Annotated in this window: 21 protein-coding genes and 1 riboswitch; of the genes, 9 read left to right on the forward strand and 12 right to left on the reverse strand. The window is 63.8% G+C overall.

From position 1 onward, the window contains the following. Nucleotides 1–31: 31 nt before the first annotated feature. Together nadA and GE253_RS21775 are read right to left on the reverse strand one after the other, a co-directional pair. Nucleotides 32–1045, reverse strand: a complete 1014-nt coding sequence (gene nadA, locus GE253_RS21770; protein ID WP_153206247.1) for a quinolinate synthase NadA — start codon at nucleotides 1043–1045, stop codon at nucleotides 32–34. Between the two features lie 317 nt (nucleotides 1046–1362). Next, a complete protein-coding gene (locus GE253_RS21775) occupies nucleotides 1363–2628 on the reverse strand; it encodes an Hsp70 family protein (protein WP_247878806.1) in 1266 nt (421 codons plus the stop codon). 202 nt (nucleotides 2629–2830) lie between these two features. After that, a riboswitch (SAM riboswitch) is annotated at nucleotides 2831–2909 on the forward strand. 87 nt (nucleotides 2910–2996) lie between these two features. On the opposite strand from GE253_RS21775, the gene metZ reads away from it, so the two are divergent. After that, entirely contained in the window at nucleotides 2997–4199 is a 1203-nt protein-coding gene (gene metZ / locus GE253_RS21780; RefSeq protein ID WP_153206248.1) for an O-succinylhomoserine sulfhydrylase, read from the forward strand. 104 nt (nucleotides 4200–4303) lie between these two features. Here the strand turns inward: metZ and GE253_RS21785 are convergent, their stop codons facing one another. The 8 genes from GE253_RS21785 to GE253_RS21820 form a co-directional block, all read right to left on the reverse strand. After that, nucleotides 4304–4900, reverse strand: a complete 597-nt coding sequence (locus GE253_RS21785; protein ID WP_153206249.1) for a hypothetical protein — start codon at nucleotides 4898–4900, stop codon at nucleotides 4304–4306. Between the two features lie 138 nt (nucleotides 4901–5038). Beyond that, nucleotides 5039–5974 (reverse strand): hemolysin family protein, encoded by a 936-nt coding sequence (locus GE253_RS21790; RefSeq protein ID WP_153206250.1) that lies wholly within the window; start codon nucleotides 5972–5974, stop codon nucleotides 5039–5041. Between the two features lie 8 nt (nucleotides 5975–5982). Next, nucleotides 5983–6684: an rRNA maturation RNase YbeY gene (gene ybeY, locus GE253_RS21795; protein WP_153206251.1), complete on the reverse strand. Its 702-nt coding sequence runs from the start codon at nucleotides 6682–6684 to the stop codon at nucleotides 5983–5985. Next, nucleotides 6681–7709, reverse strand: coding sequence for a PhoH family protein (locus GE253_RS21800; protein ID WP_173012771.1), 1029 nt, complete (start codon nucleotides 7707–7709; stop codon nucleotides 6681–6683). The genes ybeY and GE253_RS21800 overlap by 4 nt, the downstream gene beginning before the upstream one ends. Next, nucleotides 7706–9091 carry a tRNA (N6-isopentenyl adenosine(37)-C2)-methylthiotransferase MiaB gene (gene miaB, locus GE253_RS21805; protein ID WP_153206252.1) on the reverse strand — a complete coding sequence of 462 codons (1386 nt, stop codon included), beginning with the start codon at nucleotides 9089–9091 and terminating at the stop codon, nucleotides 7706–7708. The genes GE253_RS21800 and miaB overlap by 4 nt, the downstream gene beginning before the upstream one ends. Before the next feature lie 152 nt (nucleotides 9092–9243). Then, complete coding sequence (locus GE253_RS21810; protein ID WP_153206253.1) at nucleotides 9244–9849, reverse strand: hypothetical protein; 606 nt, start codon at nucleotides 9847–9849, stop codon at nucleotides 9244–9246. A gap of 113 nt (nucleotides 9850–9962) precedes the next feature. Next, the gene (locus GE253_RS21815) at nucleotides 9963–10193 is read right to left on the reverse strand and encodes a hypothetical protein (protein WP_153206254.1); all 231 of its coding nucleotides are present in this window, start codon (nucleotides 10191–10193) and stop codon (nucleotides 9963–9965) included. Nucleotides 10194–10340: 147 nt separating this feature from the next. After that, nucleotides 10341–10871: an invasion associated locus B family protein gene (locus GE253_RS21820; RefSeq protein ID WP_153206255.1), complete on the reverse strand. Its 531-nt coding sequence runs from the start codon at nucleotides 10869–10871 to the stop codon at nucleotides 10341–10343. A 237-nt stretch (nucleotides 10872–11108) separates the two neighbouring features. Here GE253_RS21820 and GE253_RS21825 point away from each other — a divergent pair, with 237 nt between their 5' ends. The 4 genes from GE253_RS21825 to thpR all read left to right on the forward strand — a co-directional run bounded on the left by GE253_RS21825 (nucleotide 11109) and on the right by thpR (nucleotide 14097). Continuing rightward, entirely contained in the window at nucleotides 11109–11684 is a 576-nt protein-coding gene (locus tag GE253_RS21825; protein WP_247878807.1) for a sigma-70 family RNA polymerase sigma factor, read from the forward strand. Then, a complete protein-coding gene (locus GE253_RS21830) occupies nucleotides 11681–12388 on the forward strand; it encodes a ChrR family anti-sigma-E factor (RefSeq protein WP_247878808.1) in 708 nt (235 codons plus the stop codon). Before GE253_RS21825 ends, GE253_RS21830 begins: the two co-directional genes overlap by 4 nt. Before the next feature lie 93 nt (nucleotides 12389–12481). Next, nucleotides 12482–13525 carry an aldo/keto reductase gene (locus tag GE253_RS21835; protein ID WP_153206257.1) on the forward strand — a complete coding sequence of 348 codons (1044 nt, stop codon included), beginning with the start codon at nucleotides 12482–12484 and terminating at the stop codon, nucleotides 13523–13525. Nucleotides 13526–13548: 23 nt separating this feature from the next. After that, on the forward strand, nucleotides 13549–14097 hold the full coding sequence (gene thpR, locus GE253_RS21840; protein ID WP_153206258.1) for an RNA 2',3'-cyclic phosphodiesterase: 549 nt from the start codon (nucleotides 13549–13551) through the stop codon (nucleotides 14095–14097). Nucleotides 14098–14235: 138 nt separating this feature from the next. Here thpR and GE253_RS21845 read toward each other — a convergent pair whose 3' ends face one another. Further along, a complete protein-coding gene (locus GE253_RS21845; RefSeq protein ID WP_153206259.1) occupies nucleotides 14236–14721 on the reverse strand; it encodes an Lrp/AsnC family transcriptional regulator in 486 nt (161 codons plus the stop codon). 141 nt (nucleotides 14722–14862) lie between these two features. Here GE253_RS21845 and hppD point away from each other — a divergent pair, with 141 nt between their 5' ends. Beyond that, nucleotides 14863–15981, forward strand: a complete 1119-nt coding sequence (gene hppD / locus GE253_RS21850; RefSeq protein ID WP_247878809.1) for a 4-hydroxyphenylpyruvate dioxygenase — start codon at nucleotides 14863–14865, stop codon at nucleotides 15979–15981. Between the two features lie 108 nt (nucleotides 15982–16089). On the opposite strand, the gene GE253_RS21855 is transcribed toward hppD, so the two are convergent. Further along, nucleotides 16090–17403, reverse strand: coding sequence for a UbiH/UbiF/VisC/COQ6 family ubiquinone biosynthesis hydroxylase (locus GE253_RS21855; protein ID WP_153206260.1), 1314 nt, complete (start codon nucleotides 17401–17403; stop codon nucleotides 16090–16092). 271 nt (nucleotides 17404–17674) lie between these two features. On the opposite strand from GE253_RS21855, the gene GE253_RS21860 reads away from it, so the two are divergent. The 3 genes from GE253_RS21860 to GE253_RS21870 all read left to right on the forward strand — a co-directional run bounded on the left by GE253_RS21860 (nucleotide 17675) and on the right by GE253_RS21870 (nucleotide 22648). Beyond that, nucleotides 17675–18013, forward strand: coding sequence for a P-II family nitrogen regulator (locus tag GE253_RS21860; protein ID WP_153206261.1), 339 nt, complete (start codon nucleotides 17675–17677; stop codon nucleotides 18011–18013). A 760-nt stretch (nucleotides 18014–18773) separates the two neighbouring features. After that, nucleotides 18774–19985, forward strand: coding sequence for an aminotransferase class I/II-fold pyridoxal phosphate-dependent enzyme (locus GE253_RS21865; RefSeq protein ID WP_153206313.1), 1212 nt, complete (start codon nucleotides 18774–18776; stop codon nucleotides 19983–19985). A 29-nt stretch (nucleotides 19986–20014) separates the two neighbouring features. Next, a complete protein-coding gene (locus GE253_RS21870) occupies nucleotides 20015–22648 on the forward strand; it encodes a DNA translocase FtsK (RefSeq protein ID WP_247878810.1) in 2634 nt (877 codons plus the stop codon). The last annotated feature ends 31 nt before the right edge of the window (nucleotides 22649–22679 follow it).

Consider the following 22679-nt stretch of genomic DNA (forward strand, 5'->3'; position numbering starts at 1 on the left):
AGAGGGTTTATCAAGGGTAGCGCCGCCCCCCTTACTTCTTCCCCACCGCCAGCATCCGTTCCACCGCCAGCCGGGCGCGGCCGGCGATGGCGGGGTCGACATGCACCTGGGGCTGCATGGTCTGCAGGCTCTCCAGAATGTTGGACAGGGTAATCCGGCGCATGTGCGGGCACAGGTTGCAGGGGCGGACAAATTCCACCGCCGGATTGGTGGCCGCCAGATTGTCGGCCATCGAACATTCGGTGATCAGCAGCACGCGCTTGGGCTGCTGGCCTTCCACATAATCCTGCATCTTGGCGGTGGAGCCGACGAAATCCGCCTCCGCCAGCACATCTGGCGGACATTCCGGGTGCGCAATGATGGTGATATCGCCCTTGAACTGGGTGCGATAGGCCTTCAACTGGTCGCCGCTGAAGCGTTCATGCACCTCGCAATGGCCCTTCCAGGCGATCACTTTTTTGGTCGTCTGGGTCGCCACCCACTTGGCCAGATATTCATCGGGGATGCACAGCACCTCGTCACCGGGCAGGGAGTTGATCACCTCCACCGCATTGCCGGACGTGATGCAAACATCGCTTTCCGCCTTCACCGCCGCCGAGGTGTTGACATATGTCGCAATCGGAACACCTGGGTAACGTTCGCGCAGCAGCCGCACGTCGGCGGCCGTGATGCTGTCGGCCAGCGAACAGCCGGCATCCATGGCCGGCATCAGCACCACCTTTTCAGGCGAGAGAATCTTGGCCGTTTCGGCCATGAAATGAACGCCGGCCAGCACGATGACATCGGCGTCCGTCTCCGCGGCCTTGCGGGCCAGCAGCAAACTGTCGCCCACAATATCCGCCACGGTGTGGAAGATTTCCGGTGCCTGGTAATTATGCGCCAGCACCACGGCGTTGCGTTCCCGCTTCAGCTTGTTGATGGCGTGGACCAGGGGGGCATGGAAGGGCCATTCCACAGCCGGAATGACATCGCGCACCCGATCATAGATCGGCCGCGTCGCCTCGGCGATCTCAGGTGTATAGGCCAGATCGGCAGCAGCGTGCATCAACCCAACTCCAACGGGCCATCCCGGTAAAGCGGTCGGGAAGGCGCTTTGTGACGAACCGGACGCTCGCCGCGAACATGCAGGGTGCCTGTCAGTACCCCTTATGCTCGAATTGAGCATTACTCCCCCTTATGCTCGCGCAGAGTATAAGGGGTGTCAAGCCCCAGCACCCACCCTGTCACGCGCCTGTCACAGTGCGGTCAGAACCCAATCGCATATGTGCAGCGCAACATTATTGCGGATTTCGCTTTACGCAATCATCAGGCGCTGCCGTCAAACTGCCAGATTGACCTGTACAGGGGGTGCTGAGCCGGCCGTCAGCCGGCAACCCCATACCGCCGTTTCGCCTCAATCGTCAGGCCCAGGCCGACGGCACCGAACTTGTCGCCTTCCACGATGCGGGCACCCGGCATGGCCCCGATGATGGCACCGCGCACGGCGGGCAGCAGGGTGGAACCGCCGGTCAGGAACACGGCACCCACCTGATCGGCCCGCAACCCCGCCTGGGTCAGGCAGTCGCGCGTCTGGGTGGCCAGCCGCTGCACCGGGTCGGCAACGGCCACGGCCAGCCGGTCGCGCGTGGTGGGGGCGGTCAGGCCGGCTTCCACCAGCGCCAGATCAATCTCCACCCGTTCATGGTCGGACAGGGCAATCTTGCCCTCCTCCACCCGCATGGCCAGGGCGTGGCCCAGATGCTGTTCCAGCACAATGGCCAGCCGTTCCAGCAGATCCGGCTGGCGGGCCTCCCGCATCAACCGGCGCACATCGGCCAGCACGCCCGGCGTATAGAGGAAGTTGATCTTGGCCCAGGTGGCCAGATCGACGAACAGATGGTTGGGCGTCAGCAGCCCGTTGCGCAGCAGAGGGGAACGATAGCCCAGATGCGGCATCACCGCTTCCAGTGACAGCAGCCGGTCGAAATCCGTCCCGCCGATGCGCAAGCCCTCGTTGGCCAGGATATCCCCGGCCCGATCGGGCTTGGCGGCGTGATCGGGGCCGATGCGGACGATGGAAAAGTCCGAGGTACCGCCGCCAATATCGGCGATCAGGGCGATTTCCTCCCGCGCCACCTGCGCTTCATAGGCAAGCGCGGCGGCGATGGGTTCATACTGAAAACTGACCTCCGCAAAGCCGCTGGCCCGTGCGATATCGGCCAACGCGTCTTCGGCGCGCGCATCGGCGGCGTCATCACCATCCACGAAATGCACCGGGCGGCCATGCACCACGCGGGTCAGTTCCACGCCCGTCGCAGCCTCTGCCGTGGTCTTTATGTGCCTAATCACCAGGCCGATCACCTCCCGGAAGCCGACGCGGCGGCGGCCCAGCAGGGTCTCCTCATCAATCAGGCTGGTGCCCAGCACCGATTTGATCGACCGCATCAACCGCCCCTCGCCGCCAGCCACATAGGCATTGATGGCGGCACGGCCGAAGGCGGGGTGATGCGTCTCAAAATCAAAGAAAATGGCGCTGGGCAGCGTCTCATGCCGGCCCTCCAGCGCAATCATCCGCGCCCCCTGCGCCCCGGCAATGCCAAGGGTGGAATTGGACGTGCCGAAATCAAGACCGCAGGCCGTCATCTTCATCACCTTCGAAGGGGGCCAACCGAGCGGCCGGAAAAAAAGGGGGCGGGGTGTTTAAGCGATATGCAGGGTATGCGTCAAGATGCCGACATCGCCGGCAACGCGCATGAGGCCACGATCCTGCGCCCCGGAACCGTTTCACCCTGGCCCCACCAGCCTGATCCAGACAGCCGCCACCTTGACAGGCGGCGGCTGAGGGGCTTTAAAAGTGGGACGTGGTGATTTGTGACCGGATTGCAGGCCACGTTGAAAAGAAACTGCTAAAAGGTCGAAGCCATTGCCGCCGGATTCCCCGGCCTAAAGGGCCTCGATCGGTCGGTCGGGGCCTGTTTCATTTCAGGCCCGTGCTTGCATGAAGGGCCCTGGAAACGATGGCACATGATCCGTCTGACAATCTGAACCCCGCCACCCTGCTGGTGCATGGCGGCACCCGCCGCAGCCAGTTTGAGGAGACGAGCGAGGCGATCTTCATGACCTCCGGCTATGTCTATGACAGTGCCGAGGCTGCGGAGGCCGCCTTCATCAATGACGGTTCGCGCTTCGTCTATAGCCGCTTCCGCAACCCCACCGTGGCGATGTTTGAGGATCGGCTGGCCCTGTACGAAGGGTTCCCGCGCTGCTTTGGCACCGGGTCTGGCATGGCCGCCGTTCATGCCGCCGTGTTCAGCCTGCTGAAGGCGGGCGACCGGCTGGTGGCCAGCCGCGCCCTGTTCGGCTCCTGCCTTTATATCGTGAATGATCTAGCCCGGCGCTTCGGCATTGAAAGCGTAATCATCGACGGCACCAAGCCGGAGGAATGGGAAAAGGCCCTGTCCGTTCCCACCAACCTGGTGTTCCTGGAAACCCCCAGCAACCCGTGCCTGGAGGTAGTGGACCTGTCCCATGTGGTGCCGCTGGCGCACAAGGCCGGGGCCAAGGTGGTGGTGGATAATGTGTTCGCCACGCCAGTGCTGCAAAAGCCGCGTGATTTCGGCGTGGATGTCGTCGTCTATTCCGCCACCAAGCATATTGATGGCCAGGGCCGCTGCCTGGGCGGTGCCATCCTGTGCGATGATGAGGTGGCGGCCCTGCTGGCCCCCTATCTGCGCCATACCGGCCCGGCGCTGAGCCCCTTCAATGCCTGGCTGCTGCTGAAGGGTCTGGAAACGCTGGAACTGCGCGTGCGCGCCCAGTCCGCCAGCGCCCTGAAGGTGGCGCAGTTCCTGGAAAGCCACCCGGCGGTGGAGCGGGTGCTTTATGCCGGGCTGGACAGCCACCCGCAGCGGGAATTGCTGAAGCGGCAGATGGATGGCGGCAGCAACCTGATCTGCTTCCATCTGAAACCGTTCCAGGGCGATGCCAAGGCCGCCGCCTTCACCACCCTGAACAATCTGCGCGTCATCAAGATTTCCAACAATCTGGGCGACAGCAAGAGCCTGGCCACCCACCCTTTCACCACCACGCATCAGCGTTTGACGGTGGAAGAAAAGGCGACGCTGGGCATTGGTGCCGGCACCATCCGCCTGTCGGTGGGGCTGGAAAATGCCGATGACCTGATCACCGACCTGAAGCGCGGGCTTGATCAATTGGTGTGACGATGAATACCTGGAGCCATCTCCCATGGCTCCAGGTATTTTCATAGGCCCTCAATAGCCGGGTGGCGGATCGCGGTGCCCCGCGAAGGCAGGGGCCCCAACGCTTATCGCACCAGCCGCAGCGGGGGCACGGGCTGCCCCTGCGCAGCCCCAGGGGCACGGGCACGCAGGGGCAGCAGCAAGCCCCCCATCGCAAAGATGATCGCCACCGCACGCAAGGTTGTAATCAGTTCCAGCCGCATTCCCGGCGTGGCCAGCCGGGCCAGCAACAGGTCACCTACCACCAGCCGGGGCCGCTGCAGCCCCGCCACCAGGGTCAGCAGGGCCCGTTCATCCTGGCTCAACGTGGTGATGCAGCCATTGCCGATTTCCGGCCGGCTGCTGGGATAGTGGTGCAGCTGTTCCAGCGCATCCTCCCATCCCAAAATAGCATCGGCCCAGCCGCCCGGCAGCAGCCGTTTGAACTCCGCTTCCACCTGATCCCAGCGGAAACGGCCATGGCGCCAGCGCCGCGCCGACCAGAGCAGCAATTGTTCCGGCCGGGAAAGCGAGAAGACGGTGGTGCCGTCGATCCGGTCGGCCAGATGGCGGACGCGCCGCACATGGCTTTCCGTACCGTCACCACCCTCCGTTGTCGCACCGAGCCCCGCTGCCGGGCCGACCGCGACAAGATCCGGCCACCATGCCACCTGCTCGTTCATCGCCTGCCTCCTTCGGATTGGCTGGAGATAATCTATTGCGAATCATTCTTAGTTACAATGGAGGAATTCAGGGCAGCGGCGACAAAAGACGGATAAGGCTGTTTCTGCTTGCAGCAGGATACCAGCACCTGCCCGCTATCAGGCGCTTTTCGGCAACAGGTCCGGCTCTTCTGCTTGCTGGTCGGGAACGCGCAGGTTGCGCACCTTCAACAGTTTGATGCGGCGGGGGTCGGCCTCGACAATCTCAAACACCAGACCAGATTCATGCTGGAAGGTTTCCCCCGGCAAGGGCACACGACCCGCCATGGAGAAGACCAGCCCGCCCAGCGTGTCGACATCCACCAGCTCATCAGCATCGAAGAAGCGGCCCAGCTGTTCTTCGAACGTTTCCACCGGGATGCGGGCATCCACCAGCAGGGTGCCGTCGGGGCGGGGCACCAGGCGATTCTGTTCCGCCTCGTCATGTTCGTCCTCAATCTCCCCGACGATCTCTTCCACCAGATCCTCGATGGAGATCAGCCCGTCAATGCCGCCAAACTCATCCACCACCAGGGCCAGATGCTGGCGGGCCAGGCGCATTTTCAGCAGCAGGTCCAGCACCGGCATGTTGGGGGTGACGATCAGCACGTCGCGGGTGATGGCCTGCAGCTCGAACGGCTTGCCGACGGCGACACAGGCCAGCACATCCTTGATATGGACCATGCCGACCACATCGTCCAATTCCTCCCGAAAAACCGGCATCCGGCTATGGGCTTCATCGGAAAAGCGCCGGATCAGATCGGGCAGGGAAATATCCAGCGGCACGCCGACAATGTCGGCGCGTGGCACCATGGCATCCATCACCTTGCGGTGCCGCAGTTTCAGGATATTGGCAAGCAGGGCGCGTTCACCGTCAGCCATGGAAGGCTCGGTGTCGCCCGTCTCCTCGATCAGCTCCTCAATGGTGCCGCGCAGCGTATCGCCGCCGCGTACACCCAGGATGGAGCGCAGCCAGCCGCGCAGCTGCTGGCTGAAGGAGGGTTGTTCTTCGGCCCCGTCCTCGCGGGGCGATCGACTGTCGCTAAGGTCGGCCATCTTCTTTATCAGTGGGTTGCTGGGGTGGTCCCGGCATCGCCAGGATCATCATCATCCGGGGCGTGACCGCCGTCGGCATAGGGATCGGCGATGCCGAACCCTGAAAGTATCTGCGTTTCCAGCCGTTCCATCTGCTCGGCCTCACCATCCTCAATATGGTCGTAGCCCAGCAGATGCAGCACGCCATGGGTGACGAGGTGGGTCAGATGGTCGGCAAACGCCTTGTTCTGCTCCCGCGCCTCGCGTTCCACGGTTTCGAACGCCAGGATCACATCGCCCAACAATACAGGAACCGCCGGGCCGGGCGACAGGAAATCATCATCATCCGCATCTTCCGGGGCATCTTCCTCCCCGTCAGGCTCATCTTCATATTCATCATCGGCGAAGTCATCGTCGCCGTCGCTGCCATCTTCGCCATCGGCGTGCAGCGCGAAGGACAGCACATTGGTCGGCTTGTCCTTGCCGCGATAGGTGCGGTTCAGTTCATGCACCGTGTCATCATCGGCCAGCACCAGCGACATTTCCGCCGGCCCTTCGGGCAGCAGGCCGGGTTCGACGGCGAGTGCTGCGGCCAGGGCGGCATGGGCCGCCCGCTGACACAAAGCCTCGATATCACCGATCCGGTCTTCCCAGCGCGGCTCCTCGATGCTGATCAGAATTTCCACGCGGTCGGCGCTGGCATCGGGGGACGGGGGGGAAGCGATGGTCATTGCGGGTTGTCCGGTTTGCTGGCGCGGGCCGCGGCATCATAGGCGCGTACAATACGGCCAACCATCGGGTGGCGCACGACATCCTGGTCGCCGAATTCCACGAACGAAACACCTTCCACCCCCTTCAGGATGGTCAACGCCTCCTTCATGCCGGATTTGGTGCCCGATGGCAGGTCGATCTGGGTAACGTCGCCCGTCACCACCATGCGGCTGCCTTCCCCCATGCGGGTCAGGAACATTTTCATCTGCATGGGCGTGGTGTTCTGCGCCTCGTCCAGAATGACAAAAGCGTGTGCAAGTGTGCGCCCGCGCATGAAGGCGAGCGGTGCCACCTCAATCACGCCGGTTTCGATACGCTTGGCCACCTGATCGGGCGGCAGCATGTCGTTCAGCGCGTCATAGAGCGGGCGTAGGTACGGATCGACCTTGTCCTTCATGTCACCGGGCAGGAAGCCCAGCCGTTCGCCGGCCTCCACCGCCGGGCGGGACAGCACGATGCGGTCCACCTTGCCCTGCAGCAGCAGGCTGACCGCCTGGGCGACGGCCAGATAGGTCTTGCCGGTGCCGGCGGGGCCCAGGCCGAACACCAGCTCATTCTCGTTCAGCGCCTCCAGATACCGGGCCTGGGTGGCGCTGCGCGGGGTGATGACACGGCGCTTGGTGCGGATGGCGCCATTGGGGTCGGACAGCTGCGCCAGCCCCTGGCCGGCCGACGGCAGATCGGCGCTGATCGCCATGCGGGCGGCGGCATCCACCTCCGCCGGGCCGACGGGCAGGCCGGCGCGCAACCGCTCCCACAGGGCCAGAAAGACGGTGCGCGCCGCATCCATGCCCTGCTGATTGCCAGCAATGGTCAGCACATTGCCGCGCGTCACCAGCTTAACAGCCAGCTGGCGTTCCACGCGGGCCAGATATTGCTCATGCTCCCCAAACAGCAGGGGCAGCAGACGGTTATCGCCAAAGGCCAGTTCGATACGGCCATCGCCATGCCCGGTCACCACCGGGGCGGGATTCTGGGCGCTCAAGCCACCGCCTCCGCCGCAACGGGGGCGGCGTGTTGCAAGATCGGGTTGGCCAGATCGCCGGCCAGGCTGTTGGCATGGGCACCATGGAGGCGCACATCGACGATGCGTCCCATCAGATGGGCCGGTGCGAAGGCATGGACCGACTGCATGAAGGGGCTGCGGCCCAGCAACTGGCCCTCCAGCTTGCCCACCCGGTCGAACAGCACCCCGATGGTGCGACCGACCAGCGACTGGTTGAAGGCCACCTGCTGCGCGTTCAGCAATTGCTGAACCGCCTGCAGCCGGTCATCCTTTACCATCTCTTCCACCTGCCGATCCCCCATGGAGGCGGCGGGCGTGCCGGGGCGGGCGGAATATTTGAAGCTATAGGCCTGGGCGAAACCAACATCGTTGATCAGGCGCAGCGTGTCGGCGAAATCCTGGTCCGTCTCACCGGGGAAACCGGTGATGAAATCCGACGACAGGGCCAGATCGGGCTGGCGGCTGCGCAGCCGGTCAATCAGGCGGCGATAATCATCGGATGTGTGCTTGCGGTTCATCGCCGCCAAAATGCGGTCGCTGCCCGATTGCACCGGCAGGTGCAGGAAAGGCATCAATTGCGGCACGCTGCCATGGGCGTCGATCAGATCGTCATCCATGTCGCGCGGGTGGCTGGTGGTGTAGCGGATGCGGGCCAGCCCGTCGATTTCCGCCAGCGCCCGGATCAGCCGACCCAGACCCCAGACCTTGCCATCCGGCCCCTCGCCATGGAAGGCGTTGACGTTCTGGCCCAGCAGGGTGATTTCCACCGTGCCGCCGGCCACCATGCGCCGCGCTTCGGCCAGCACCTGGGCGACCGGGCGGCTATATTCTGATCCGCGCGTATAGGGCACGACACAGAAGGTGCAGAACTTGTCACAGCCTTCCTGCACCGACAGGAAGGCGGCGGCCCCGTGCTGGCGCGCGCCTTCTTCCGGCAACAGGTCGAATTTGCTTTCAACCGGGAAGTCGGTATTCACCACCCCGCCGGCCCCGCGCACGGCGCGCGTCACCATTTCCGGCAGTTGGTGATAGGTCTGCGGCCCGAACACCATATCCACATGCGGGGCCCGCATGATGATCTCAGCGCCCTCGGCCTGGGCGACACAGCCGGCCACGGCCAGCACCATGCGCCCACCCTCGGCGGCCTTGTCATTCTGCATCAGGCGCAGGCGGCCCAGCTCGGAATAAACCTTTTCCGATGCCTTTTCGCGGATATGGCAGGTGTTGAGGATGACCATGTCAGCGCCTTCCGGCGTGTCGGTCGGCTCATACCCCAGGGGTGCCAGGACATCGACCATGCGGTCGCTGTCATAGACGTTCATCTGGCAGCCATAGGTCTTGATGAACAGCTTCTTCTTCAACAACGCCCCCCGCCCTTGCCGACGGGGCCTTCCGGCAAAAGATGCACCATGGGTCCGGATACACTACCCGCCCCTTAACCCGCCCAAAATAGGCAAGCTGCTGCCTTAGTCAATAAGGCAGCTTCTGTGCAGAGGGGGTGGGTGGGATGCGCCTAGCCCAGAAGGGGGATCAGGCCGACGATAAAGCCCGCGATACCGACCAGCGTACCGATGGCACCGACGATCAGGCCGATGCGGGCTTCGCGTTCCGCCTTGGCGGCCCGCGCCTCCATATCCTGATAGAGCTTCAGGCGTTTGGACGAACCGGTCTGCAAGCGGTCCTTGGCCTCATCCAGTTCGGTGGCCAGATTGACCAGCTCTTCCAGATGATCGCGGATGATGATCTGATAGGTTTCATCGCGCGCTTCCCGGTTCTCGCGTGAGCTGACGATCAGTTCATCGATCATCCGCTTGCGCTGGAAATAGCCCCGCAGGCTGGGACAGCTTTCATTCAACAAATCCCGATCATAAAGCCGATCATATTCCTTGGTGATCTGGTGGACATAGAGGGCGATGGCATCCACGCAATCATGTTCCGCCCGCATACAGAAAAGATGGGCCTCCTTCAGAAACGTCCGGGCTTGCTCCTCTCCCACCGCACCGGCAGCCTCATCGCTCATGATGGCCAGCGCGTCGGCGATGCGGCGACCGGCGTAGCGCAGCTCATTAATGGCCGGAAGGTTGACCTCACCCCTGAGCCGCTCACTTATTTTCAGCAACCCTTCACACCGGTTCCATCGGTGGGTGATATCAACCAGTAAAATTCTCATCGGCAATTCCGGCCAAAATAAAACCCGGTCCAGGGGACCGGGCTGTTCTGGAAATCCAAGGATCAGGACAGCTGCATATCCCGACGCAACTGTTCGCGTTCCTGTTCCAGCCTGCTGGCGGTCAGGATACGCCCATGTTGGGCAGCGACATTGCCACGCGCAAAACGGCGGGCAACCGCAAGGGCGGCCCGTTCAATAATCGCGGCATTGTCGGCAGCAAGCGGGGATGCCAGAGAAGCATCGACAGCCGACGCGGCATCGTCCCGCCGCCAGGGCCGGATCAGGGACAACATTTGACAACTCCATGAACGCAGATCACTGCCTGTTTCATCATCATATAGGAACAGGCGAGGTGCGAATCATCCTCCACCCACGCTGCACGGGAATGCAGGTAGTTTTTTCGACACTGACGGATCGTTATAATCCTGTCAAGCGGACCCCTACCGCCCTTCCGGCACCCCGCAAGCGGCGTTGATGGCCTGATAGGCGGCGGTGGCGCCGGCCAGGCTGAACGTGTCGGTGACACGGCTGCCGCGTGCGCTGGTGCCGCGCGCCGTCATCAGGGTCCCATTGCGCAAGGCCTGGCTGATGCTGTGGTCCAAGGCGGCATCGCGGGCCCAGGCGCCCTCCCCCTCCACGAACAATTTATAGCTTTTGCCGGCGATCTGCAGCAGCGCCTCGCTGCGTTCTTCAAACGGATATCCTGCGATGTAATTCACCACATCCAGGCTGTTTTCCGCCGGGCGATGGATGATCAGCAAGAAGACGTCACCGCGCTTGGTGAAATCCCCCTCCTGCCGCTTGGGTCGGCTGACCATCCAACAGACGGGGCCGGCGGCCTCCTGCAGCATGAAGGCGTTCCAGTCACGGAAACTGCCCAGCAGGCGCGGTTCCGCCGCCTGGACGGCGCCTGCCGCCAGCAGGGCCAGGATGGACAGGGTGAGCCATTTCTTCCAGCGTGCCGCGCGCATCGGACCTTTCTGCCTGGGTGACGGATCGGGAAGCCCTTCCGGTGTAACGGAAATCTGCGTCCAAACGAAGGCGTAAAAATAAATCCGTCTGTGGGTGATCCAACGGATAGGTCCATCCGTATCAACGTTGTGATGAAACAAAGCGGCCATTATAGTCCGTGGCCACGCGGACCGCTGGACCGGAACACCGACAAGGTTGTTCCGCATCGGCGCATGGACAGGATGACCGCCCCCGACATGGCCCAAAGCGCAGAAATTGACCGGACCAACGGCCTTTTGCTGCGCGTCGCGCGGGAACATGACCGCCAGGCCTTTGTCGACCTGTTTCATCATTTCGCCCCCCGGCTGAAATCCTTCCTGTTAAAGGGTGGGGCCGATGCCGGATTGGCGGAGGAGATTGTCCAGGATGTCATGGTGACGGTCTGGCGCCGGGCCGGCAGTTTCGACCCCGCCCTTTCTGCCGCCGGCACCTGGATTTTCACCATCGCCCGCAACCGCCGCATCGACCGGCTGCGCCAGGAAAGGCGGCCGGAGATTGATCCGGACGATCCGGCCCTGGTGCCGGCCCCGGTGAATGCGGCGGATGAAGGGATGATGATTGAGGAACAGTCGGTCAGGCTGCACCGGGCAATCCGGGAACTGCCGGCCGAACAGGCGGAATTATTGAAGATGGCCTATTTCCAGGATAAGGCGCACAGCGCCATCGCGCAGGAAAGCAACCTGCCGCTGGGGACGGTGAAGTCCCGGCTGCGGCTGGCGCTGGCCCGCCTGCGCAAGGCGCTGGACCCGGCGGAACTGGGCGGGGGTGCATGATGGAACCGTTGGATCATTTCCTCCAGGCCGCCACGATGGCCCCTTCCCATCACCCGACAGAGGATCTGCTGCTGGCTTATGCCGCCGGCGGGCTGGATGAGGCCATGTCGCTGGTGGTCGCCACCCATCTGGCGCTCTGCCCCCGCTGCCGGGCGGAGGTGACGCGGCTGGAAGCGGTGGGCGGTGCCCTGATCGACGATCTGGCCCCGGCAGCCCTGGGGGCCGGCACGCTGGAGGCCGTGCTGGCCCGGCTGGATGAACCCAGCCACGACCCGATCCCCCTGCCCGTGGCACGGCGTCGCCCGGCCGGGCCGGCCCCGGTGCTGCCGGAACCACTGCGATCCTATGTTGGCGGCGATATTGACCGTATCGGCTGGTCGCGCACCATTCCCGGCCTGGAAGAGGCGGATATCGTCTGTGGCGATCGTCGCCGCAGCCGGGTGCGGATGATGCGTATCCGCGGCGGCATGGGGATGCCGCGCCATACCCATCATGGTAATGAGCTGACCCTGGTGCTGGCCGGCGGTTTCGCCGATGAGACGGGGCATTTCCTGCGCGGCGATCTGGCCGTCACCGACCCCAGCATCGACCATCGCCCGGTGGCCGATGATGATGGCGACTGCATCTGTCTGGCGGTGACGGATGCGCCGCTGCGCCTGACCGGGCGGTTCCTGCGGCTGCTGAACCCGTTTCTGCGCCTGTGATGGCGGTCGCCGTACCGGCTGAAAATAAAGGTTAAAAGACCGGCCTTCTTGCCCCTATGGTGGGGCAATTTCATTCGTGCAGGGAATTGGCCGATGGATCATCGCACGCTGGGCCGCACCGATCTGCGGGTGCCGTCAATCTGCCTGGGCACCATGACCTGGGGCCGCCAGAACACAGAGGCTGAAGGCTTCGCCCAGATGGATCTGGCACTGGATCATGGGCTGACATTCTGGGATACGGCGGAAATGTATTCCGCCCCGCCATCGCCGGAAACCTATGGCCGGACGGAAGAAATCATCGGCAATTGGTTTGCCCGCACCGGCCGGCGCAAGGATGTGGTGCTGGCCAGCAAGGTGGTGGGCAATACCGACGGCGGCTTCCCCTATCTGCGCGGCGGCAAGGCGCGTGCTGACCGCGCCAACATCAATGCCGCCATCGAGGCCAGCCTGAAGCGGCTGCGCACCGATTATCTGGACCTGTACCAGCTGCATTGGCCCGACCGGAAGGCCGACAGGTTCGGCCGCATCGTTGAACATCCAGCAGCCGAACCGGGTGAGGTGCCGATTGAGGAGACGCTGGCCGCCCTGTCCGATCTGGTGCGCCAGGGCAAGGTGCGCCATATCGGCCTGTCGAATGAGACGCCCTGGGGCGTAATGCGCTTCATCATGGCGGCCGAACGGCTGGGGCTGGAACGCGTCGTCTCCATCCAGAACCCCTATAGCCTGCTGAACCGCAGTTTCGAATCGGGCCTCAGCGAAGTGGCCTTGCGAGAGGATGTGGGGCTGCTGGCCTATTCGCCTCTGGCCGGTGGCACGCTGACGGGCAAATATGTGAATGGTGCCATCCCGCCCGGTTCCCGCCGCTCCATCGATAATCGCGGCTCCCGCTATGATAATCCGCGTGGGGAGGCAGCGACGCTGGCCTATCTGGATATTGCCCGCCGCCATGGGCTGGACCCGGCGCAGATGGCCATTGCCTTCACCCTGACCAAGCGGTTCGTCACCAGCAGCATCATCGGCGCCACCAGCATCGACCAGTTGCGCATCGCCATCGGGGCAGGCGACATCACCCTGTCGGCGGAACTGCTGGCGGAGCTGGATCAGGTCCAGGCCGCCAACCCCAACCCCTGTCTGTAATCGTCCGGGCCGGGGGCATTCACATGCTGCGCCTGTTTGTCGGCATTGCGATGCCGGAAACCATCTGTGACGGGTTGGCCCGGCGGGCCGCCGGGCTGCCCGGTGCGCGCTGGGTAGCGCCGGAGAATTATCACCTCACCCTGCGCTATATCGGGGAGGTGGATGAAGGTACGGCGCAGGATGTGGATGCCGCTCTTGATCTGGTGGTGGCCCCGGATTTCAGCCTGACGCTGGGTGGTGTCGGCAGTTTCGGCCAGGGCCACCGCCAGCACGCGCTCTGGGCCGGGGTGGCCCCCTGCGACCCGCTGCTGCACCTGCAGGCCAAGGTGGAATCCGCCCTGGTCCGCGCCGGGCTGCCGCCGGAAGAGCGCAAGTTCAGCCCCCATGTCACCCTGGCCTATCTGAAGGAAACCCCGGCCACCCGGCTGGGGCTTTACATGGAAACCCATGGGCTGTTGCGGGAAGGGCCGTTCCCGGTGGACCGCTTCACGCTCTATGAAAGTGTGCGGGGTTCATCGGGGGTGGCATATCACCCGTTACAGGATTACCCGCTGGGCGGTTGGCGGCCTTGAGAGGGCGTTCCGGAAATTTTCCTTTATTTCCAGCGCTATAACCGTCATTCCCGCGAAGGCGGGAATGACGGTACTGGAACGCCCAGGCGTCGAAAGAAAAAAGGCGTTCCGAACTGGCGTTTGCGCCTGACCAGTTCTTCAAGCGCCCGCACCAGGGCGCGGCAAGGGCAGGTTGGTGGAATGCTTCACCACATCCAGCACGAAGCTGGATTTCACCTCCTTCACCCCCTTGATCGACAGAAGCTTGCGCATGGAGAGATCGGCGAACGCGTCCAGATCCTCCACCACCACCTGCAGCAGGTAATCCATCGTCCCCGTCATCACGAAGCAGGACACCACCTCCGGCAGCAGCAGAATGCCGCGCCGGAAATCGGCGTCGCCTTCGGCATTCTGGTCGATCTTCACCTCGACAAAGGCCACCACCCCCATGCCCAGCTTCCGCCGGTCCAGGATGGCGGTATAGCCCTGGATGAAGCCTTTCTCCTCCAGATCGCGCACCCGGCGCAGGCAAGGGCTGGGTGACAGGCCCACCTGTTCGGCCAGATCAACATTGGAAAGCCGGCCATTGCGCTGCAACGCAAAAAGTATGCGGATATCTGCCGCGTCCAATCCACTTTCCTTCATCTTCCACCCCATTTGAAAGTTTTTGCGCAATTTGTCACCGCAGAATGCGCCTTTCCGCCCACACTTCGCAAGGACATGCCCCGCGACTTATCGTATCATCTGAAACAATTCCAGGAGCAAACCAGATAGCGGGAGGCGGCGATGGTGGATGGCGGCATGAGTGCGCGGGTGGAGAACGGTAAGCTGGTGGGTAACCTGTGGGACAACCCCATGGGCACCGACGGGTTTGAGTTTGTTGAATATACCGCCCCCGATGTGGCGGCGCTGGAAGCGCTGTTCGTCACGCTGGGCTTCACCAAGGTGGCCACCCACCGGTCCAAGAAGGTCAGCCTGTTCCGCCAGGGCGATATTAACTTCATCGTCAATGGGGAGCCGGAAAGCCTGGCCCAGCAATTCGCCCGCGCCCATGGGCCCAGCGCCTGTGCCATGGCTTTCCGGGTCAAGGATGCCGCCTTCGCCCATCGCCGCGCCCTGGAACTGGGGGCGCAGGATGTGAAGGGCACCGTCGGCCCGATGGAACTGAACATCCCTGCCATCGAAGGGATCGGCGGCAGCCTGATCTATCTGGTGGATCGCACGCAAAGCCCGGCATCGATCTATGATATCGACTTCGTGCCGGTGGAAGGGGCCGAACAGCACCCCACCGGTTGCGGCCTGACGCTGGTGGACCATCTGACCCACAATGTCCATCGCGGCCGCATGGACCATTGGTTCGATTTCTACAACAAGCTCTTCAATTTCCAGCAGATTCGCTATTTCGACATTGAAGGCAAGCTGACCGGCCTGAAGAGCCGGGCGCTGACCGCACCCTGCGGCAAGATCCGCATCCCGATCAACGAAAGTGCCGGCGTCGAAGGCCGCGTCGACCAGATCGAGGAATATTTGCGCGAGTACAAGGGCGAAGGCATCCAGCATATCGCGCTGGCCACCGACGATATCATCAAGACCTATGATGCGCTGAAGGCAAACGGCATCACATTCATGACCCCGCCGCCGGCCGCCTACTACGACATGCTGGCAGAACGGCTGCCCGGCCATGGCCAGCCGACGGAAGAATTGCGCCAGCGCGGCATCCTGCTGGATGGCGCGCCGGGCGGCGGGCTGCTGCTGCAGATCTTCACCGCCACGGTGATCGGCCCGATCTTCTTTGAGATCATCCAGCGCAAGGGGGATGATGGCTTTGGTGAGGGCAATTTCCGCGCCCTGTTCGAGAGCATCGAACGCGACCAGTTGGAACGCGGCGTGCTGAAGGCGGAATAAAAAGCGGCAGAGGGCGTCAACAGGGACACATTATGCCCGCCCGGCAATTGAGGTTTCGTGGAACCATTGGCCAATGGCCATTGGTTCCACGACATGTGCCAAACCCTGTTAAAGCGCCTCCCCCCGCACCAGCCGGGGCAATTCGCCGACAATGCCCATGGCGTGGCGCATGAGCAGCTTTTTCATCGGCTGCAGCGGCGGCAGCCGGTCAATCGCCGCCATGCCCAGCCGGCGGGCATGGGCCAGCGGGGCGATATCATTGCTGAACAGGCGGGTCAGCGTGTCGGTGGTGGCCAGCAGCGACACGGTGTCGAACCGCCGCCAGCGCTGATAGCGTTCCAGCACATCCGCTGCACCGGGGTCCAGCCCGACGCGGATGGCATCCACCACCACTTCGGCCAGGGCCGCCACATCGCGGATGCCGACATTCAGCCCCTGGCCGGCGATCGGGTGCATCCCATGCGCGCTCTCACTCACCAGCGCCAGCCGCGTGTCGGTATAGCGTTCGGCATGGGACAGGCCCAGCGGCCAGGACCAGCGGCCGGGCACCGGCGTCACCCGGCCCAGCCAGTCGCCGACGCGGGCCTGCAGCTCCGCCTGGAAGCGGGGTTCGGGCAGGTTCATGTAGAAATCCACCATCCGCGACCGTTCGGTCCAGACGATGCTGGTATGGTGCCCGCCGGCCAGCGGCAGCATGGCAAAGGGGCCGGCCGGCAGGAACAGCTCCACCGCCACCCCGCCATGATCAATCTCATGCTGCAACGTGCAGACAATGGCGTGCTGCTGATAGGACCAGCCGATCTGGCGGATGCCGGCATGGTCGCGGCAGAAGCTTTTTTTGCCATCCGCCCCCACCACCAGCCGGCCGGCCACGCGCCGCCCATCGGCCAGCGTGACCAAAACACCGCCGCCATCGCGCACCATGCCGGTCACCGCCATCGGGGCCAGATGGGTGACGGTACCCGCCAGCTCCGTCAGCCGGCGGAACAGGGCGCGGCGCATATGCCGATTCTCAATGATCCAGCCGAAGGGCTGGTCCCCCACCTCCCGGTGGTCATAATGCAGGAACAGCGGCGAATTCTGGTCCGTCACCCGGATATCCAGCATCGGCCCGACCTGGCCCTCCAGATGCTGCCAGATGCCCGCCCCTTCCAGCACCATGCCCGATCCATAGGCGATGGCCGTGGTGCGCCCGTCAAAATCAGGCAGCAACTGGTCATCCGGTGCGTCCTTGTCGATGACAATACAGGGCACGCCCGCCGTGCCCAGGGCACAAGCCAGCGTCAACCCGGCCAGACCACCGCCGACAATGATGATGTCAGCCTGCAGGTCGGCCCCGGTCGCCAGGGCCGGGGACGGGCGGTGACCGGCGGTGCCGCTGGCGGGGGCGTCGGTCGGGCGGGATGTGTCATGCGTCGTCATAAGGCGCAGAATTAGGCACTTGTCGCAGCTTGTCCAGGCCGCCATCGGTCACATCTGACAAACAGCACTGACATGCCCAAATTTTAGCCATGTCAGTGCGACATCTGCGCCCATTAAGGGCAGTGTCCCGTTATTTTTGCCCGTCTATGGCGGAAAATGGCTGCGGCACGTTTCTTGTAAGTTATCATCGGTACGCGCCGGGGCCACAGCAAGGGCCAGCGCCGGGAACCAGTGGTTGATACCTGTTCACGCCAGAGGAAGGGAGAGCGCAATGAAGCTCGTCATGGCCATCATCAAGCCGTTCAAGCTGGACGAGGTGCGCGAGGCCCTGACGGCGCTCGGCATCCAGGGCCTCACCGTGTCGGAGGTCAAGGGCTTTGGCCGTCAGAAAGGGCAGACCGAGATTTACCGTGGTGCGGAATATTCCGTCAGCTTCCTGCCCAAAGTGAAGGTGGAAGTGGCCGTCACGGATGAGCTGGTGGACAGCGTCGTCGAGGCCATTCAGAAGGCCGCCAATACCGGCCGCATCGGCGACGGCAAGATCTTCGTGCTGGACGTGGTGCAGACCGTGCGTATCCGCACCGGCGAGCAGAACGCCGACGCGTTGTAAAAGTCTGCCCGGAAAATTATGGTGCGCTTTGAAAGCGCACCATTTCAGCACCGTCATTTCCGCGCAGGCGGGAATCCAAAATCCGTGCTGTCGTATGGATTCCCGCCTGCGCGGGAATGACGGTTAAATGGCCGGAAAAGCGTAAGAAGTTTGTAGACGGACTCTAATACCAACCCGCCTAAAGGTTGACCTTTAGGCGGGTCGGAGGCCGGCGACCGCCGGCCCGCCGCACGTGCGGCGCAAGCCAAGGGCGCGGATGCGCCCGCCCGGCGCCTGAGGGAACAAAAATCTCCCTGGATCGGTCACGATCAAGGGAGATTGGTATAAGATCATATCCAACGGGCCGCGCCAAGCGGTCCGCTGGGTGCCTAAACCGGCCGGGCGATCCCATCGCCCGGCCGTCTCCATTTCAGCATCCCACCATTAACCTGTTCAAACTTCCCCTTCCATACCAAGGGGATAAGCTGTGGATAACCCTGTTCGCGGAAGGTTCCATGAACGGTTTTTCCTGATTCGTTCACCAAAATTTCCGAATCAGATCAATGGTTTAGAAAAGTTTTCAACGTTTTTCTCAGTTTTTATCCACAAGCCTTTGGAATCACGGGACTCTCCACCCCTTTTGGTGGGGTGGCACCCGGCTTGTGCCGCGCAAGGCCGGCGGGTTACAATCAGCGCGGCCAGATGCCGGTGGTAAACCGGCATCACGAAGCGGTTCCAGATCCATAGGCATGTGATGCGTGAAGCGGACACGGGTGCTGTGATGCCCGCCCTCAATGACAGGCTGGGTGGGCTCAGCGAATATCCTTTCCCCCGGCTGGCGGCTTTGCTGGCCGATGTAAAGCCGCGCGCCAATACGCCCCCCACCATCCTGACGATTGGGGAGCCGCAGAACCAGCCGCCCGCCCTGATGCTGGAAGCGATGGCGGCGGCGTCCACCCTGTGGGGCAAATATCCACCCGTGGCCGGCACACCGGAATTCCGCGCCGCCGTCTCCACCTGGCTGAACCGGCGTTACCAACTGCCCCCCGGCATGGTGGAAGCCGACAGTGCCATCCTGCCGGTCAGCGGCACGCGTGAAGCGCTCTATCTGCTGGCCCAGATGGTGGTGCCGGCGGAAAAGGCCGGCAAGAAGCCGGTGGTGCTGATCCCCAACCCGTTCTACGCCGTCTATCAGGGGGCGGCCGTGATGGCGGGGGCCGAACCGGTCTTCCTGAATGGCACACGCGAAACCGGCTTCCTGCCCGATCTGGATGCAGTGCCGGAAGAAACCTGGGCCCGCACCAGCCTGTTCTATCTCTGCACCCCCGCCAACCCGCAAGGGGCCGTGGCCAGCCTGGATTATCTGAAGCGCGCCATCACCCTGGCGCGGACCTTCGGATTCGTGCTGGCCATCGATGAATGCTATGCGGAGCTGTGGGACAAGGCGCCGCCGCCGGGCGGGCTGGAAGCGGCCCTGGCCCTGGGGGCGGGGCTTTCCAACCTGCTGGTTTTCCATTCGCTGTCGAAACGGTCCAGTGCGGCTGGGCTTCGTTCCGGTTTCGTGGCAGGTGACCCGGCTTTAATCCGCACATTTACCCGCTTGCGTAACTATTCCCTACCGGGGGTGCCGCTGCCGTCCATGGCGGCGGCCACCGCTCTTTGGCAGGATGAAACGCATGTGGAACTGAACCGGCGGCTTTACCGTGCCAATATTGATGCGGCAGAAGCCGCCCTGGCCGGCCGGCTGGGCTTTTACCGCCCCGATGGCGGCTTCTTCCTCTGGCTGGATGTCGGCGATGCCTGCGGCAGCGGGGAGGAAGCGGCCCGGCGTCTGTGGCAGGAAGGGGCGATCCGGGTGCTGCCCGGCGCCTATCTGACCCAGCCGGACGCCACCGGCTATAATCACGGGCACCGCTATATCCGTGTTGCCCTGGTGCATGATACCGAAACCATGGCCCGGTCGCTGGACCAGTTGGGCCGCATCCTGGCCTGACCCATCCGGTTTGGAAGCAGCAAGAGAGCATGATGTCGAGCCGCCCCGCCCCCCGTTCCCCCCAGACCGGCCGTCCCACCGGGCCACGCGGTGCGGCCCCCGGTCCGGCTGCCGCCCCCGCACCGGCACGCGGCGTTTCCAAGGGGCGGCTGCTGCCGGAAGGCACCCTGGTGTTTTTGAAGCGCCGGCTGCGGGAAGCCGGGGGGCTTGGCATTCTCGGGCTCGCCCTGGCCCTGTCGGCCGCCCTGGCCAGCTATAACTCACGCGACCCCTCCTTCAGCACGGCGGTGCCCAACGAGGCGGCGCTGGTGCGCAACATGCTGGGCCTGCCCGGTGCCTATACGGCTGATCTGTTGTGGCAGACGCTGGGGTTTGCCGCTTTCAGCATCGTTTTCATTGCCGGGGGCTGGGGCCTGTCGCTGTTGCGGCACCGGTCAATCCGGCAATGGCCATTGCGGATTCTGGCCGCCATGCTGGCAGTGCTGCTGTCGGCCATGCTGCTGATCGCCATCACCGGGGCGCCGGCAGCCGGGGGCAGCGCCGGGCTGATGCTGATCAACCCGCTGGCCCGGCTGGCGGGCGATCTGCTGGGGGTGCTAGCCCTGCCCGTGCTGGCGCTGACGCTGCTGCTGCCCTTTATGCTGGCGCTGCTGGCCGCCCTGGGCATCCGCCTGTCCACCGCACGGGAATCGCTGGGCGATCTGCGCCGCTGGTGGAAGGCGCGCAAGGCGGCGGCTTCGGCGGCCCCCATCCCCACCACCCGCTGGACCGATGCCCCGGCCGACGATCATCCCGCCGAAGCGCCGGCCGGCCTGCTGGCCCGAGGGCTGGCCGGATTGAAGGCCCGCCTGCCCGGTCGGCGTGCATCCCCCCCGGCAGCGGCACCCATCGCCAGCGGCACCCGTGCCGTCCCCAGCTTTGGCAATACCCCACCCGCCCCCACCGATGAACTGCCGCTGGCAGCCCCCCCGCCGCCGCCGGCTCCGACCGCCCCCGCCCCGAGCGGGGCGGAGGAACGCCGCCGTCCGGCCCCGGTGGTGGAACGCGGGCCCAAGCCCATCCTGCCGGACGTGGCCCGCAAGATGGAGAAGGCCCGCCAGCCCGGCCTGCCGATGGAAACGGAAATCCGCGGCGATCATGAATTGCCGCCCGTCGATATCATGCAATTGCCGCCCCCCGGCATCGGCCCCGCCATGGATGAAGCGGCGATCCAGCGCAATGCGGAGATGCTGGAGACGGTACTGGATGATTTCGGCGTGCGCGGGCAGATCGTCAAGGTCAGCCCCGGCCCGGTGGTGACCTTGTATGAGCTGGAACCGGCCCCCGGCGTGAAATCCGCCCGCGTCATCGGCCTGGCCGATGATATTGCCCGGTCGATGAGTGCCGTTTCCGTGCGTGTGGCCGTGGTGCCGGGCCGCAATGTCATCGGCATTGAAATGCCCAACCAGCGGCGTGAGACGGTGTACCTGCGCGAATTGCTGATGTCGGACGCCTATGAGAAGAGCCAGCAGAAACTGGCCCTGATCCTGGGCAAGGATATTGGCGGCGGGCCGATCATCGCCGATCTGGCCCGGATGCCGCACCTGCTGGTGGCCGGTACCACCGGTTCGGGCAAGTCGGTGGCCATCAACACCATGATCCTGTCGCTGCTCTACCGGCTGCCGCCGGACAAGTGCCGCTTCATCATGGTCGATCCCAAGATGCTGGAACTGTCCATCTATGAAGGCATTCCGCACCTGCTGGCCCCCGTCGTCACCGATCCGAAAAAGGCGGTGGTGGCGCTGAAATGGGCGGTGCGGGAGATGGAGGACCGTTACCGCAACATGTCCAAGCTGCAGGTGCGCAATATTGATGGCTATAATGCCCGCCTGCGCGAAGCCCGGCAGAATGGCGAAATTCTCACGCGCCGGGTGCAGACCGGCTTTGACCCCGATACCGGCAAGCCGATTTTCGAGGAACATCCGCTCGACCTGACGGAACTGCCCTATATCGTTGTCATTGTCGACGAAATGGCCGACCTGATGCTGGTGGCCGGCAAGGATATTGAGGCCGCCATCCAGCGTCTAGCCCAGATGGCGCGCGCCGCCGGCATCCACCTGATCATGGCCACCCAGCGCCCGTCGGTGGATGTGATCACCGGCACCATCAAGGCCAATTTCCCCACCCGCATCAGCTTCCAGGTGACGTCAAAAATCGACAGCCGCACCATCCTGGGCGAACAGGGGGCCGAACAATTGCTGGGCCAGGGCGACATGCTCTATATGGCCGGCGGCGGCCGCATCACCCGCGTGCATGGTCCCTTCGTCCGGGATGAGGAGGTGGAACAGGTGGTGCGCTTCCTGAAGGCCCAGGGTGAGCCCGCCTATGTCGATGCCGTCACCGAGGAAGAGGATGAGGAAGCCGGCGGCGGGGACGATGGCGGCAGTGGCAGCGGCAATGCCATGGCATCCGGCGATGATCTCTATGATCAGGCCGTGGCGGTGGTGACGAAGGAGGGCAAGGCCTCCACCAGCTTCATCCAGCGCCATCTGCGCATCGGCTATAACTCCGCCGCCCGCCTGATTGAACGGATGGAGAAGGAAGGCGTGATCAGCAAGGCCAACCATGCCGGCAAGCGCGAAGTGCTGGCCCGCAATATCGATGATAATGAACGGGTGAATTGAGGCTGGGGCCTGGGGCGGTGTGCCACATAGG

Origin of the sequence: Niveispirillum sp. SYP-B3756, assembly GCF_009495745.1 — a bacterium.
GTDB lineage: Bacteria > Pseudomonadota > Alphaproteobacteria > Azospirillales > Azospirillaceae > Niveispirillum.